The sequence below is a fragment of the Corallococcus sp. AB049A genome (genome assembly GCF_003668885.1).
GTDB classification, from domain to species: Bacteria; Myxococcota; Myxococcia; order Myxococcales; family Myxococcaceae; genus Corallococcus; species Corallococcus interemptor.
The window spans coordinates 1-13,823 of the sequence record NZ_RAWL01000226.1; the positions used below are offsets into that span (position 1 = coordinate 1).

The 13,823-nt window shown below is 70.8% G+C and carries 13 protein-coding genes; 2 read left to right on the plus strand and 11 right to left on the minus strand.

Going from position 1 to position 13,823, the window contains the following annotated elements; genetic code table 11:
* Positions 1-89: 89 nt before the first annotated feature.
* Positions 90-956 (plus strand): SDR family oxidoreductase, encoded by an 867-nt coding sequence (locus tag D7X55_RS23195; RefSeq protein ID WP_120549835.1) that lies wholly within the window; start codon positions 90-92, stop codon positions 954-956.
* A 4-nt stretch (positions 957-960) separates the two neighbouring features.
* Here D7X55_RS23195 and D7X55_RS23200 read toward each other — a convergent pair whose 3' ends face one another.
* Positions 961-1,791: an alpha/beta hydrolase gene (locus tag D7X55_RS23200; protein ID WP_121724215.1), complete on the minus strand. Its 831-nt coding sequence runs from the start codon at positions 1,789-1,791 to the stop codon at positions 961-963.
* Positions 1,792-1,815: 24 nt separating this feature from the next.
* Positions 1,816-2,529: a hypothetical protein gene (locus D7X55_RS23205; protein ID WP_120549833.1), complete on the minus strand. Its 714-nt coding sequence runs from the start codon at positions 2,527-2,529 to the stop codon at positions 1,816-1,818.
* A 95-nt stretch (positions 2,530-2,624) separates the two neighbouring features.
* Between D7X55_RS23205 and D7X55_RS23210 the strand changes: the two genes are divergently transcribed.
* A complete protein-coding gene (locus D7X55_RS23210) occupies positions 2,625-3,341 on the plus strand; it encodes a tetratricopeptide repeat protein (RefSeq protein WP_121724216.1) in 717 nt (238 codons plus the stop codon).
* Here D7X55_RS23210 and D7X55_RS23215 read toward each other — a convergent pair whose 3' ends face one another.
* The 9 genes from D7X55_RS23215 to D7X55_RS23250 all read right to left on the minus strand — a co-directional run.
* Positions 3,342-4,526 carry an MFS transporter gene (locus D7X55_RS23215; RefSeq protein ID WP_120549831.1) on the minus strand — a complete coding sequence of 395 codons (1,185 nt, stop codon included), beginning with the start codon at positions 4,524-4,526 and terminating at the stop codon, positions 3,342-3,344. It lies immediately after the preceding gene.
* Between the two features lie 43 nt (positions 4,527-4,569).
* The gene (locus tag D7X55_RS23220; protein WP_120549830.1) at positions 4,570-5,031 is read right to left on the minus strand and encodes a carbonic anhydrase; all 462 of its coding nucleotides are present in this window, start codon (positions 5,029-5,031) and stop codon (positions 4,570-4,572) included.
* A 69-nt stretch (positions 5,032-5,100) separates the two neighbouring features.
* On the minus strand, positions 5,101-5,274 hold the full coding sequence (locus D7X55_RS44205; RefSeq protein WP_167510883.1) for a hypothetical protein: 174 nt from the start codon (positions 5,272-5,274) through the stop codon (positions 5,101-5,103).
* A gap of 91 nt (positions 5,275-5,365) precedes the next feature.
* Positions 5,366-5,941, minus strand: coding sequence for an alpha/beta hydrolase (locus D7X55_RS23225; RefSeq protein WP_121724222.1), 576 nt, complete (start codon positions 5,939-5,941; stop codon positions 5,366-5,368).
* A gap of 22 nt (positions 5,942-5,963) precedes the next feature.
* The gene (locus D7X55_RS23230) at positions 5,964-6,788 is read right to left on the minus strand and encodes an aminotransferase class IV (protein WP_121724217.1); all 825 of its coding nucleotides are present in this window, start codon (positions 6,786-6,788) and stop codon (positions 5,964-5,966) included.
* A 40-nt stretch (positions 6,789-6,828) separates the two neighbouring features.
* The gene (locus D7X55_RS23235) at positions 6,829-9,240 is read right to left on the minus strand and encodes an ATP-binding protein (protein WP_121724218.1); all 2,412 of its coding nucleotides are present in this window, start codon (positions 9,238-9,240) and stop codon (positions 6,829-6,831) included.
* A gap of 147 nt (positions 9,241-9,387) precedes the next feature.
* The gene (locus D7X55_RS23240; protein WP_147470177.1) at positions 9,388-9,681 is read right to left on the minus strand and encodes a hypothetical protein; all 294 of its coding nucleotides are present in this window, start codon (positions 9,679-9,681) and stop codon (positions 9,388-9,390) included.
* Between the two features lie 130 nt (positions 9,682-9,811).
* Positions 9,812-13,042: a helicase HerA domain-containing protein gene (locus D7X55_RS23245; RefSeq protein ID WP_121724220.1), complete on the minus strand. Its 3,231-nt coding sequence runs from the start codon at positions 13,040-13,042 to the stop codon at positions 9,812-9,814.
* Between the two features lie 21 nt (positions 13,043-13,063).
* Positions 13,064-13,823: hypothetical protein (locus D7X55_RS23250; protein ID WP_121724221.1), on the minus strand; the 760-nt coding region annotated here is incomplete at its 5' end.

Genomic DNA, 13,823 nt, shown 5'->3' on the forward strand with positions numbered 1-13,823 from the left:
GCGGGGGACGGCGGGGCATGGGGCCTCCTCGAGGAAATGTGAGCACCACGCGAGTTGAGAACGTGAGCGCGCGCTCACATTCTAACCCCATGCAAACGACCTCGTCTCCCTCTCCTGTTTCCCGCTCCCTTCCCCGGGGCAAGGGCTTCCCCTACGCGGGCCATCGCGCGCTCGTGACGGGCGCGTCCTCCGGCCTGGGCGTGGTGTTCGCCCGCGAGCTGGCGGCACGCGGCATGGACCTCATCCTGGTGGCCCGCTCCGAGGACCGGATGCGCGCGCTCGCCGAGGAGTTGAAGAACGCCCACGGCATCCAGGCGGACGTCATCGCGCTGGACCTGGGCCGCGAGGGCGCGGGCCGCGAGCTGCACGCGCGCTGCCAGGAGAAGGGGCTGCGCGTGGACCTGCTGGTGAACAACGCGGGCTTCGGCACGCACGGGGCCTTCGACGCGGCGCCGTTCGCGCGGCAGCACGAACAGGTGATGCTCAACGTCACGTCGCTGGTGGACACCAGCCACCTGTTCCTGCCGGACATGCTCGCGCGCGGCGTGGGCGGCATCCTCAACGTGGCGTCCATCGCGGGCTTCCAGCCGGTGCCGTACATGGCCATCTACGCGGCCAGCAAGGCGTTCGTGCTGTCCTTCACGGAGGCGCTGTCGGAGGAGACGCGCGAGCGCGGCGTGCGCGTGCTCGCCCTGTGCCCGGGGCCCGTACAGACGGCGTTCTTCGACGTCGTGGGGACCGAACAGGCGGCGGTCGGTCCCAAGGCGACGGCGGAGGAGGTGGTGCTGCACGCCCTCAAGGCCCTGGACCAGGGGCGGGCGTCGGTGGTGCCGGGGTGGCGCAACTGGCTGCAGGCCAACCTGACGCGCTTCACGCCGCGCTGGCTGGGCCTGCGCGTGGCGGCCGGGATGATGCGTCCTCCCTCAGTGACGCCCGCCGTGACCGCGGGCGTCTAGCGGCTCAGGGGACGGCCTTCGTGGAGGCGGTGGGCGCGAAGGCTTCCCTCAGCACCTTCGCCTCCAGGGAGCGGTAGATGTTCGCGTGGCGCAGGTCGGGATGGGGCTCGTACTTCCACTTCAGCCCCTTGGGCGCGTTCGCGCGGAGCGCTTCGGCCAGGCGTCCGGCTTCCGCCGCGACGTCGTCACCGGCGGAGGCGACGTAGAGCGTGGCCTTCAGGCCCGGCTTCGCCTTGAGCTGCTTCCCGGCCTTGCGCACCCACTCCTCGTCGTTCCACCAGAGGCTGGGGCTCAGCGCGATGGAGGTGCCGAACAGCCCGGGCTGGAGGAAGAACGTCTCCACGATGAACAGCCCCGCGAGCGATTCACCGATGATGGCCGTCTCGCCGGTGACGCGGTACTGGCGGCGGACGTGGGGCATCAGCTCGTCTCGCAGGAAGGCGCGGAACGCGGCGGAGCCTCCGACTCGCGGGGCAATCTCCTTGTCCTTCTCGACCTGCGTGGGGCCGGTCATGTCCCGGCGCCGCTCGGTGTTCTCGATGCCGACGAGGATGACGGGCCGCATCTCCCCGGCCCGGATGGCGGTGTCCACGGTGGTGGCGACGTGCGGGAAGTCCTCCTGTTCGCCTCCGTCCGGCATGTAGAGCACGGGATAGCGCGTGCCCTTCGCCGTGTCATAGCCGGGCGGCGTGTAGACGTTGAGGCGGCGCGTCTCCCCCAGCGCCTTGGATGGCAGCGTGAACGTCACGTGCGGAGGCATGGGCTCCGCCTCCGCGGCATGGCCCACGCCGCTGACGAGGACGACGGCGAGCAGGAACGGACGGATGCAACGCATGGGCTGCCACCTCCTGAAAGGGATTCAGCGCCGTGACGGCGGCCGCGACGATGACTGGGACTTCGCCTTGGGCACGCGCCGGGCGACGAAGAGGGTGTGCCGCGTCCCCTTGGTGCCGTGCGCCGTCGGGTGGCGGATCTTCACGGAGAAGCCCACCTCTTCCAGCAGCTTCACGTACGCGGGCGAGGGCCCGGCGCTCCACACCACCAGCGTCCCGTTGGAGCGCAGGGAGTTGAAGGCGTGCGACACGCCGGTGAGGTCGTAGAGGCTGTCGTTGTCCGGGTGGGTCATGGCCTTCGGGCCGTTGTCCACGTCGAGCAGGATGGCGTCGAAGGCGCCCTGCTGCCTGCGCATCACCTTGCCCACGTCACCCTCCACCACGGTGACGCGCGGGTCCTCCAGCGGAGACTTCGCCAGCGGCGCGAGCACGCCCCGGTTCCACTCGATGACGGGGGACATCAGCTCCGCGACGACGACGCGGGCGCCCGGCCCCAGCCGGTCGAGCACCGCGCGGACCGTGAAGCCGAAGCCCAGTCCGCCCACGAGCACCCGGACGGGGGTATCCGCCGCCAGGTCCTCGCAGCCGGCCTCGGCCATGGCCATCTCCGAGCCATGCTGGCGGCTGGACATCAACGTCTGGCCGCGCACGCGCAGCACATACTCCTCGTCACGCCGGGCGAGCACGACCTCTCCCACGTCCGGCACCTGCGCTCGCTCCACTGTTTCCCAGGGCTTCATGCCAGCGCTCATTGCGCGACCGGGCTCCCGGGTCAAGTCGTCGCCTTGACACCCCGGGACGTGCCTGCGAAATCCCGGGCGACCGCCCCCTCCCCATGGAACGCAACGGACGACAGGCCTGGCCCCCGGAGCTGTCCGAACCCTTGCGCGAGGTGGACCGCCTGCGCCGGGGAGGCCGCTACACGTCGGCGCTCGCGCTGGCCCGCTCGCTGGCGGAGGCGCATCCGGCGCAGGTGCGGGTGCTGGTGGAGGTGGGGCTGACGCTGGGCGTGTGGGGAGGCCAGCCGGCGGAGGCGCTGCCCTGGTACGACCGCGTGCTGGAGCTGGCGCCGGGCCACGTGGCCACGCGCTACCACCGGGCCCTCACGCTCGCCCGGCTGGGGCGGCACGCGGAGGCGGTGGAGGAGTTCGCGCGGGTGGAGGCGGCGGGGTTCCGCAAGGCGCTGGTGCTGCACATGAAGCGCGCGGAGTCGCTGGAGGCGCTGGGCCGGCTGACGGAGGCGGAGGCCGACTGGACGGCGGCCCTGGCGGAGGACCGGGGCAACCCGTGGCTGCTCCAGCAACGGGCCCGGTGCAGGGCCCGCGCGGGGCGGAAGGACGCCGCGGAGGCGGACCTCACCGAAGCGCTCGCATCCCAGCAGGGCGAAGCCGTGGACCCCGAGCTGCTTCACGAACGCGGCGTGCTCCGGCTCCAGCGCGGTGACGTCGCGGGCGCGCGCGCGGACTTCGACGCGGGGCTCCAGGCCTTCCGCGTGGGGGACCCTCCGTCGCTGTTGGACGCGCTCCGGCGGGGGCTCCAGGACGCCGGTTGACTACGCGTGCCCGGCTCGCACCGGGGCGGGGCGGGGCGCGCCACGGTTCGCGACGGCGAAGAGGGCGGCTCCGACGAGCGTCATCGCCACGGCGGCCCAGGCCGGCGCGAGGTAGCCATACCCGGCGGCGATGACCACGCCGCCCACCCAGGCTCCCGCGGCGTTGGCGATGTTCAGGGCGGAGTGCGACATGGACGCGGCCAGGGACGGCGCGCCGGGCGAGGCCTCCATCAGCCGCACCTGCACCGCGGGCGCGAGGAACTGCGCCGCGACGCCAATGAGGAACACCAGCGGCACCGCCGCCCAGGGTGATTGCGCCGTGAGCGCGAACAGGGTCATCACCACCGTCGTCGCCGCGAACCCCACCCACATCGCGACCGTCACCGAGTGGTCCGTGAGTCGTCCTCCCAGGAACGCCCCCACTGTCATGCCCACGCCGAACAGGGCGAGCACCCACGGCAGCGCGGACTCGGACATGCCCGACGCGAACGTCAGCGTCGGCGCGATGTAGCTGTAGACCGCGAACAGCCCTCCGAAGCCCACCGCGCCCACCAGCGACGTCCACCACACCTGCGGCTGCTTCAGCGCGGACAGCTCCTGACGGATGCTGCTGCCACCCAGCGACGCCACGTGCGGCACCCACAGCCAGAGGGCCAGCAGCGTCACCAGTCCAATGACTCCCACCAGCAGGAACGTGCTCCGCCAACCCAGCTGCTGCCCCAGGAACGTCGCCAGCGGGACGCCGATGATGTTGGCCACCGTGAGCCCGGCCATGATCAGCGCCACCGCGCGTCCCTTGCGCCCGGCCCCCAACAGCTCCGCACCCACGACGGAGGCCACCCCGAAGTAGGCGCCGTGCGGCAGGCCCGCCATGAACCGCGCCACGATGAGCGTGTCGAGCGTGGGCGCCAGCGCCGAGGCCGTGTTGCCCAGCGTGAAGGCCACCATCAAGAGCAGCAGCAGCGCCCGCCGCGACATCCGCGCGGTCACGATGGCGACCAGCGGCGCGCCCACCACCACGCCCAGCGCATACGCGGCGATGACGTGGCCACTCAGCGGAATCGTCGTCCCGAGCCCGCTCGCGATTTGAGGAAGGATGCCCATGGTGGCGAACTCGGTCGTTCCGATACCGAAGCCACCCAGCGACAGCGCCAGGAGCGCACGCCCTACGTGTTGCGTCTTCACGGTGTCCCCGTATCAGGTCGGCGGACACCTGTCGCTTCCCGCCTCAGCCCTCGCGGGGGATGGGCTCGAACTCGATCGTCTTGCCGTGGGGGCGCACGTAATAGAGGTGGATGCGCAGGTGCGGGTACGCCGTCTGCAGCTCCTTCGCGCCGAAGTGCAGGTCCTTCAGCTGCTGCTCCACGGCGATGTCCGGGCCCAGCGCGCCGTGCTTCGCGTGGTAGTAGCCGCACCCCGCGTGCGCCAGCAGCAGCACGTCCTCGATGTGATGGCCTTCGATGAGGAAGCTCGCGGCCTTCGTGAAGCCAGCGCTCTCCAGGTAGTCCGACGCCCAGCGGTTGAGCAGCGCGGGGCCTCCAGGGAGGGTGAGCGTGTCGATGCGTGAGTGGCCCAGGTGGCGGGCCAGGTCCTCCACGGCCTCGGTGAAGCGCCCGTCCGAGCAGTACACGGCCAGGGTCTTCGGGTGGACCGGCTCGAAGGCGACGCGGGAGACGTAGGGTGCGCTCATGCGCCCCAGGTTAATGGCTTCCGGTCCCCACGAAAGCGCGTTCCGTGGGAACCGGTGATGCGCCCCGTGTCAGTTGTGTTCCGGGAACGCGGCGGGCTGCCCCGTGCCGCCGTTGCCCTCGGGCTTCGGGCCGGCGTGCCGGTCCGCCTCTGACTCACGGTCCGGGCCCTTGTGGCGCAGGTTCTCGTCCTGGCTCTGGCCCTGGCGCTGGACCTGCTTCTCGTCTGGCTTCTTGGTCTCCATCTCGAGCCTCCGGTCGTTGGTTGAAGGAAGTCGTCCAAAGATGGGGGCGCCCGCGAAAATTGCCACGCGCTTTGCCTGCCCGCCCGGCTGCTCAGCGTGACGCGCCGAAGCCCTCCTGGAGCGCGGCCAGCACGGCGGGCTCCTGAGGGTTGTTGAAGTGGCGCCCGCCGGGGATGAGGCGCACCTCCGCGCCCAGGCGCTCCTCGAAGAGGCGCGTGTTGCGGCGGTGGTCGGACGTGAACGGGTCCGAGTCCGACAGCACCACCACGCAGCGGCGGAGCGCGGCGCGGATCCGCTCGAAGTCCATGGGCGTGTCCAGCCAGGGCCGCAGCGTGTCCCAGGGCTGGTCGACCTCGAACCAGCCCGCGACGAACACGGCGCCCTCCACGGTGTGGCCCGGCGGCAGCGCGGACAGGTAGCGCATCACGGCCTGACAGCCGACGCTGTGGCCCAGCAGCACGGTGGAGGGAGGCGGCACCGGGCCCACCTCCGCGGCGAGCGTGGACACCCAGCCGTCAATGGTGGGCGCGCCCGGCGTGGGCATGGCCAGCGTGCGGACGGAGTCGAAGAGGAGCGGCGGCGTGCGCAGCTTTTCCGTCAGCCACGGATAGAAGTCCGTGTCGGGGCTGCCGGCCCAGCGGGGGACCATGACGAGGGAGCGGGTCATGGCGCGGAAGTGTGCCACGGCCTCAGCCCTCGCGAACGGCCCGGGCCTCCAGCGCCGCGCGGGCCCGCTCCGCGAGCTTCAGGCTGTCCGGGAGCTCGCGGCCCAGGAGCTTCGGGACGCCCACCGCCAGCGCCACCGCGTTGCTGTAGAAGCACGCCTGCGCGCGCGACAGGTCCTGGAGCGGCAGCACACGCTCCACCACCGGGAGCCCGTCCACGGAGGCCATGGCCAGCAGCACCGCGCGCGCGATGCCCGGCAGGCACGGCGCGGACAGGGGCGGGGTGACGAGCGCGCCGTCGATTTGCACGAAGAGGTTGGCGGTGGGCAGCTCGCAGACCTCCGACGCTTCGTTGGTGAGCACGGGCAGCTGTGGAATCAGCGCGTGCTGCCGGAAGTACGCCAGGCCCTTGTGGTTCACCGTGCGCTCCGCGCGCCGGTACGCCCCGGCCTCCACGCCGTCCAGCTCGCGTCCCTGCTGGTGCAGGGCTTCCAGCTCCGGGGGGAACGGCCGGAAGGTGCACAGCACGTGGCCGTCGCTGACCGCGAGCTTGCCCACGCCGGTGAAGCGCGGGCCCATCGCCGCGTCCGTCGTGAGACAACGCCGCAGGGCTTCCCGCACGGCGTCCTCGTGGAGGAGCGCGGGCGGTGGGGCGCGCACGGCGGTGGGGAAGGCTTCAAGGCTTCCGCGCAGGCGCGACAGGTGCCTCGCGAGGAAGCGGGGCTGCCCGGCGTCGATGCGGAAGGTGGTGAAGAAGCCCGCGCCGAAGAAGAAGCCCTGGGCGAAGTCGTGCAGGCGCAGGTCCTCCCAGCGCTGGACGACGCCATCGACGGAGACGGTGGGGAACATGATCAGGTCTGGAGCGCGGCGGGAAGGGAGCCTTCTCGCCTCATTCTAGACTCGCGGACGCGCCGCCGCCCTGTGACAGGCTCGCGGAGGCCTCCGGGAGGGCGGGCAGCGTGAAGGAGAACGTGGCGCCGTGGCCCGGCGGGCTCTCCACCCAGACGCGGCCCCCGTGCGCCTCCACCAGCCCCTTGACGATGGCGAGCCCCAGGCCCGCGCCGGCCTTGCGCGCGTGGATGGCCTGCCAGAAGCGGTCGAACACGTGGGGCAGCGCCCTCGCGTCGATGCCCGGCCCCGTGTCCTCCACGCGGAAGCACACCTGGTCCCCCTGCCGCTCCGCCTTCAGCCGGATGCAGCCCCCGGGTGGGGTGAAGTGGATGGCGTTGCCCACCAGGTTCTGGAAGATGCGCACCAGCCGCGCCCGGTCCGCGCGCACGCGGGGCAGGTCTGGCTCGCACGTCACCTCCAGCCGCAGCGCCTTGTCCGCGGCCAGGAGCTCGTTCAGGGCCTGCACCTGGGAGAGCAGCCGCGGCACGTCCACCGGCTCCATGTCCAGCTGCGCGCGCCCGGACTCCACCCGCGCCACCTCCAGCAGGTCGTCGATGAGCCGCTCCATGCTGCCCACCACCAGGCGCACCTTGCGCAGCGCCTCCGCGGCTTCCGCCCCTTCGTGCGTGCGCAGCAAGCGCCGCTCCGCGGAGCGGGCCAGGAGGGTGATGGTGTTCAGCGGCGCGCGCAGGTCATGCGAGACGATGCCCAGCGTCTCGTCGCGCGCGGCGACGGCCTGCTTCTCCGTGCGGTACAGCCGCGCGTTCTCCAGCGCCAGCGCGGTCCGCCGCGCCAGCTCCGCCACCAGCGGCAGGCTCTCCGCGCCGTAGAGCAGGCCCGCGCGCGTGGACACCAGCAGGAGCACGCCCAGGGAGCGGTCCTGGAGGGCCAGCGGCACGGCCACGGCGGACTTGACGCCGGGGTTGTCCGGGCCGGCCTCCTTCAGGAGGAAGCCGGATCCGCTGTGCCGCGCCTGCTCCACGATTTCTCCCAGCTCGCCCTCCGCTCCGGGGACGCACGCCCTGCGCAGCGTGTCCCCCAGGGCGGGCGTCACGGCGGCGACCTCGGTGGCGGGCCCCTCCTCCAGGCAGCCTCCCCGCGTGGCGATGGCGCAGCCATCCGCGAGCGTGGGCACCGCGAGCGTCACCACGGTGCGGACGACGTTGCCGCAGTCCAGCGAGCGCGTGCTGGCGGTGCCCATGTCGGAGAGGAAGCGGCTCCACAGCTCGACGCGCCGCTTTTCGGTGATGTCCCGGAAGTAGACGGAGAGCCCTTCCGGGGACGGGTAGGCCACCACTCGCAACCAGCGGTGGTCCACGACCGAGGGTTGTTCCTCCTCCACGGGCACCTGCGCCGCCGTCGCCCGGCGCAGCAGGGACGTCATGGCCGCGGCTGGCGGGCCGGAGAAGACCTCTCCCAGCCGCCGGCCCAGCAGCGCCTCGCGCTTGAGGCCGAACTGGGTCTCCGCGGGCCGGTTCACGTAGGTGAAGCGCTCGTACCTGTCGAACGCGGCGAAGCCGTCGGTGATGCGCTCGAGCACCGCGTTCATCCGCTCGCGCGAGGCCTCCGCCTCCTCGCGGGCGACCTCCTCCCGCACCAGCCGCTGACGGGTCTCGTCGGCTTCGTGGCGGCCGGTGATGTCCTCGTGGGCCATCACGATGCGCAGCGGGCCGGCGCCGATGAAGCGCGTGGCGCGCAGGAGGAACCAGCGCCGCCTGCCGTTGCCGGGCTCGTGGCACGGGTAGTCCACGACGAAGGACTCGCTGCGGCCGGCGAGGATGGCGCGGATGCCCTGCGCCACGGCGGGCGCCTCCTCCGCGTTCTCGCCCTGGGCGTCCTCCGCCACCTCCAGGTAGTTCGCGCCCACGCCGCAGCGGAGGTCCGTGTCCGGGCAGCCGTTGTCGCGCGCGAAGCGCTTCCAGGCGGCGTTGACGGCGAGGATGGTGCCCCGGCCATCCAGGATGGCGATGTGCGTGGACAGCGAGTCGAGGGTGGAGCGCAGGAACTGCTCCGACTCATGCAGCGCCTGCTCCGCGCGCTTGCGCGGGCTGACGTCCCGGAAGCAGACGGTGAGGCCCTCCGAGGAGGGGTACGCCTGCACGTCGAGCCACGCATCGAGGGGGGCGTAATAGGCCTCGAAGTTGACGTTGACCTGGTCCTTGAGCGCCCGCTGGTACTCCTGCTCGATCAAGGAGCCGCGCGCTTCGGGGAATTCATCCCACACGAAGCGCCCGAGCAGCTCCTCGCGCGGGCGTCGCAGCAGCCACTCGCAGCGCGTGTTGAGGTAGGTGAAGCGCCAGGAACGGTCGAGCGCGAAGACGGCATCCGAGATGCGCTCCAGGGCGTCGAGGGCCTGGATGGTCGAGCCACCCTCGGGCGCGGTCCGTTCCTGGCCCTGTCGCACGGCCATTCCTTCTTGCTCCTCATGAGAGAGACCCGAAGGAAGTATGGGAGCCGCGGCCGCGCGAAGCCGCACGGGCCCGGCTCTCCGCTCGTGGGCCGGTTCCACCCGCGGGAGAGGAGCGCCCCCCTGCCCGCGGGCTTCGGTGCCGGAGGGCTACCGGGCCGCGGGCGCGAGCTGCCCGGGGCATTCCTCACTGAATCCCGTCTGCGCGTACGGGGTGAACCGGCCCGTTCGCAAGGGCGTGCTGCCGCAGAAGCACCGATCCGAGCCGACCTCCGTCGTGTACGTGGCGTCGCTGTAATAGATCGTCAGCGAGTCGGTCCTGCAGATGTAGTGCGCGCTCACGCCCCGCTCCTGCTCGGTGGCCGCGCGCTGCTCGGCTTCGTCCACGCCACAGCCCAACTGAAGTCCGACGACGGCAAGGCCCAGCATCAATGAACGGCGCATGGTGACTCCAAGGCGAGAGGGGGAACTGCCTGGACAGGCTCTCACGAGGGCTCGCGCGAGACCCCTCCCGCGGGCTGGGAGATGTCTGGTTTTGAGGGGTCGAAGCCGCGCCAGCCGCGTCACGGTGGACTCAGCCCGCGTTGCGGATGCCGTGCTCACCGGAGCGGTGGGCCAGCTGGAGGATTTCCTCCTCGGACAGTTGCTCGGTCTTGATGATATTGCGGTCCGCCTTGAGCTGTTCCACCTGGCCTTCCCGCAGGACGTGGAACTGGCCGGTCTTCTGGGGTGGCAGGCGGATCGCGGGATCCACGCGGGCCTCCGCGAACATGGGCTTGAGCTTCTTGAGCGCGACCTCTTCCTTCACGCGGCCCGCGAACCAGGCGCGCACGTTGTCGCGGCACTTGTAGTCCAGGTCACCGGGGCTCTGCGTCGCGAGCATCACGCCGACGCCCGCCGAACGCGCGCGGCGCAGCAGGTTCTCCATGGGCTGCTTCGTGGCGGGGATGCTCATGGCGGGCAGGTAGATGTCCGCCTCGTCGAAGAGGAGGACGGCCTGGAGCTTCGGGGACGGGTGCTGGCTGGCCCAGCGGTTGGCCTCCACCAAGAGCTGCGACACCCAGAAGAGGGAGCTCTGCAGCCCGCCCAGGAACTTGGTGCTGATGATGGTGAGCCGCGTCTTGCCCGGCACCTTCGCGGCGCCCAGTCCCAGCAGCTCGTTCATGTCGAGCTTTTCTCCGGTGTTGGAGAGCAGGGACTTCGCGTTGAGCCGCAGCGTCGCCAGGTCCTGGGCCAGCTTGATGAAGACCCGGTCATCCAGCCCATGTGCTTCCTGGACGAGCGCCATGTCCTGCGCGGCGACGAAGCGCTGGATGAGGTCCAGGGTGATCTCCTTCCCGGACGGACGCTGCACCAGCATCCGCAGCGCCAGGGCCAGCAGCGCCTTCGCGGCCTTGTCCTTCTGGCTGCTCTTGTACTCCAGCATGGTGGAGAGGGCGTCCGCCGCCTGCTGGAGGATCTGGTCGCGCTCCTCGGGCGGCAGGTTCTCGAGTCCCCGGGGCACGACGGGAATCGACAGCGGTCGTCCGTCCGAACGGCCCGGGGTGTAGAGCGCCACGTCCACGCGCTCGCGCAGGAGCTTGCGGCGCTCGAGCATCATCGGATCGTCCAGGGGCTCATCCCACGACGCATCGCGCGCATACGCGGCGAGGTCGCCCTTGCGGTCCACGAGGACGGCGGGGATGCCCTGGATCAACAGCTGTTCCACCAGGTTGAGCGCGAGCGTCGTCTTCCCGCTGCCAGGGCCTCCGAGGAAGGCGCTGTGCTGGGTGAGTTCGTTCGCCTGGATGTGGACGGTGTTGGCGAAGACGCCTTCGGAGACGCCCACGCGCATCTGGCCCTTGAGGGCATCGTCCTTCGGCTTGCTGGCGGGGGCAGGGGACCTGTCCGGCTTGACCGGGAGGATCTGGCTGGCTGGCGTCACCTCCCACTCGGACTCGCCGTCGGACACGACGGATTCCTTCACGGCGCCGGGCTTGCTCACCACGGGCGCGGGAGGCGCGTGCTTCTCCAGGGCCAGGAGGTCCGTGATGCCCTGGAGCCGCGTCACCGGACGCGCCACACGGCTCCAGGCGAGGAACGCGGTCTCGTCCTGCTGCTTGCGGAATGCTTGCAGCGCGAGCAGTTCCCGCAGGTCGCTGGGGCCCACCACCGCGCGCCTGCCGCCCTTGCGGTGGAGCACGGTGGTCTGCTCCGCCACCACGGTGCCCAGGCTGCCGGGAAAGTCCGTGGTGCGCACCAGCACGGGAAGGCTCCGGGCCGCGGCCTTGATGGCCTGGGTCATCTGCCTGCCCAGGGAGCCCCCCCTGGGGGTCTTGTTGCAGAGCGCGACATGCAGTTGCGCGTTGTCGGGCTGCACCGTGACGTCGAGCGAGTCTCCTTCGTCCCGGGCCTTCACCTTGAAGCGGTTCGGGTCGCCCAGCTCCTCCGCGCTGGCCTTGATGCTCCAGGCGAGCAACGCGGTGATGTCCGCCTCGCCTTCAGGTGCCTTGGACTTGAAGTTGGCCTTGAAGTCCGTCCAGGCCTGATCCAGGTCCGGCGCCGAAGGCGTCTTGGGTGGAACGGCGACCGGCTTTCCGGAGGACGGCTGCTTCTCCGGCAGAGGGAACTCCGCCGGCAGCTTGCCCTCCATGATGCCTCGCTCCCGGTACCGGTGGCAGGCATTGAGCACGTCGCGCGTGCGCTGGCCGCTCAGCAGGTCGAAGCCCTGGGACGGAATGGGGTAGGTGGGCTGGGCCGGGTTGAACGCGATGCCCTGCTGTTCGTACAGCGACTTCAACCGGCGGGCCGCGATGTCCCGCGCCGTTTGCGCGGTGGCGTTGAGCTCCAGGGCAACCGGCTCCGGATTCTGCTCGATGCGGTCAATCATCGCGCGGTTGAGCTTCACGCGCATCGCCTCCCAGAAGTCCGTCAGGCAGCAGACCACCACGATGGCCGAGGGCACCTGACCCGCCAGCGCGACCAGACTGCTCATCGCGCGGCGGAGCGAAGGCTCCATCTGTGGCCTCTCGTTGAAGTCCTTCATGTCCTCCACCTGATCAATGCAGAGGACCATCGCCTGTCCGAAGATGCCCATGAGCTGCCCCAATTGGGCGAGCATCCGGCTGGGGGACTCCTCGGTGGTGCGCGGCACCAGGTTGCCGATGATGGCCCGGTCCTCGGGCGACATCTCCTCGCAGCGCAGCCACTGCACGATGCGGTGGTGGAAGCGGGCCTCGCGGCGCTGGAGGCAGAGCAGGGCCCTCAGCAGGTTGACGTCGATCTGCCGGAACTCCGGATCCGCGTGCAGATCATCCGCGACCGCCCGGATGTTGCCGTGAAGTTCCTCGTCCTCCAGGACATCCTCATCCGGGATGTTGGCCGCGAAGATGTTTTTGCAGCGGCTCAGCACGGCCTGCGACAGCAGCATCAAGCCCGTCTCATCGACGCGGCCCTGGTCATACGGCTTCTCCAGGGAGTCGATGAACTCCGACAGGATGTAGCGGTCGTAGTGCGTCACATCGACGGTCATCGGCATGTAGCCGACGTAGCCCTGGTCCTTCTCGTGGACGCGGTTGCGGAAGGCCCGGACCAGGTGTGTCTTCCCGCTGCCCGAGTCTCCCGTCAGCAGGAGGATCTTCCCGGAGTCCGGAGCCGGCCGCAGGGTCGCGCGCTTCAGGAGTCGTTCGAACGCCGTGCGCGCCGGAGCGTTGATGGAGGGAACGTCGAACGGGTCCCTCTTCCACAGGGTCTGGCCCTGCTGGACGCTGTTGAAGATCTCGGGACCATCGGACAGGAACGCATTGAGACGGGCGTCTTGGGGCATGGTGGGCTCCTGCGCGTCGGGCTAGAGGACGACGAAATGGAAGCTGGCGCCGTACGAGCGCACTTCGGACTCGGCCACGTTCTGGGGGTCCATGACCGACAGCAGGTCCGCGCGCCCCAGGGACAGCTCACGCGCGCGGTTGGCCGCGAGCAGGGCCTCGTTGAACGCAGGGCGGTCCGCCCACTCCGGCTGCAATGCCTTCCACACGTGGGAGATGAAGACCTTGTTGTTTCCAAATCGACCCGACGGAGGCACCGCCTGCGCCGCGTCCATCACCCTCCGGGCGAACGACACGGTGTCCGTGGGCAGTGTCTTCCCAGGAGCCTCCGCCAGCACCCACTCCCGCAGCGCCGCCATCCGCACCACCTCCGCGTCCACCCGCGACGCGCCCACCGCGCGGGCGGCCAACTGCTCCACGCCGCGCTTCGGGTCGCTGACCTCCTGCTCCAGCAGCTTGCCCAGCAGGTGCGCCTGCACCGCGCGCAGCGAGAACGCCTCCTCCGTCTCCACGCCCAGCTGCCGCCACAGCAGCCGGTCGCGCACCTGCGCCAGCGTCGGCGTCTCCGGCCCCTCCACCCGGTGCGCCCGCTTGAGCACCAGCGCCCGCACGCCGTCCGCGTCCGACACGCGCGTCAGCGCCTGCTTGGAGGCCGGCAGCCCCAGGCCCTTCGCCAGCAGGTGCTGCTGCTTCACGCGCTTCCACGTGAGCCCCTTGGGCGAATCCACCCGCAGGAACCTCAGCGCCTGCTGACGCCCCGCCCCCGTCAGCGCCAGCCCCGAA

What these genes read in the sequence shown, in the direction of transcription:
- D7X55_RS23195 (WP_120549835.1), top strand. Translation starts at nt 90, where the DNA reads ATGCAAACGACCTCGTCTCCCTCTCCTGTTTCCCGCTCCCTTCCCCGG.
- D7X55_RS23200 (WP_121724215.1), bottom strand. Translation starts at nt 1,791, where the DNA reads ATGCGTTGCATCCGTCCGTTCCTGCTCGCCGTCGTCCTCGTCAGCGGC.
- D7X55_RS23205 (WP_120549833.1), bottom strand. Translation starts at nt 2,529, where the DNA reads ATGAAGCCCTGGGAAACAGTGGAGCGAGCGCAGGTGCCGGACGTGGGA.
- D7X55_RS23210 (WP_121724216.1), top strand. Translation starts at nt 2,625, where the DNA reads ATGGAACGCAACGGACGACAGGCCTGGCCCCCGGAGCTGTCCGAACCC.
- D7X55_RS23220 (WP_120549830.1), bottom strand. Translation starts at nt 5,031, where the DNA reads ATGAGCGCACCCTACGTCTCCCGCGTCGCCTTCGAGCCGGTCCACCCG.
- D7X55_RS44205 (WP_167510883.1), bottom strand. Translation starts at nt 5,274, where the DNA reads ATGGAGACCAAGAAGCCAGACGAGAAGCAGGTCCAGCGCCAGGGCCAG.
- D7X55_RS23225 (WP_121724222.1), bottom strand. Translation starts at nt 5,941, where the DNA reads ATGACCCGCTCCCTCGTCATGGTCCCCCGCTGGGCCGGCAGCCCCGAC.
- D7X55_RS23230 (WP_121724217.1), bottom strand. Translation starts at nt 6,788, where the DNA reads ATGTTCCCCACCGTCTCCGTCGATGGCGTCGTCCAGCGCTGGGAGGAC.
- D7X55_RS23235 (WP_121724218.1), bottom strand. Translation starts at nt 9,240, where the DNA reads ATGGCCGTGCGACAGGGCCAGGAACGGACCGCGCCCGAGGGTGGCTCG.
- D7X55_RS23240 (WP_147470177.1), bottom strand. Translation starts at nt 9,681, where the DNA reads ATGCGCCGTTCATTGATGCTGGGCCTTGCCGTCGTCGGACTTCAGTTG.
- D7X55_RS23245 (WP_121724220.1), bottom strand. Translation starts at nt 13,042, where the DNA reads ATGCCCCAAGACGCCCGTCTCAATGCGTTCCTGTCCGATGGTCCCGAG.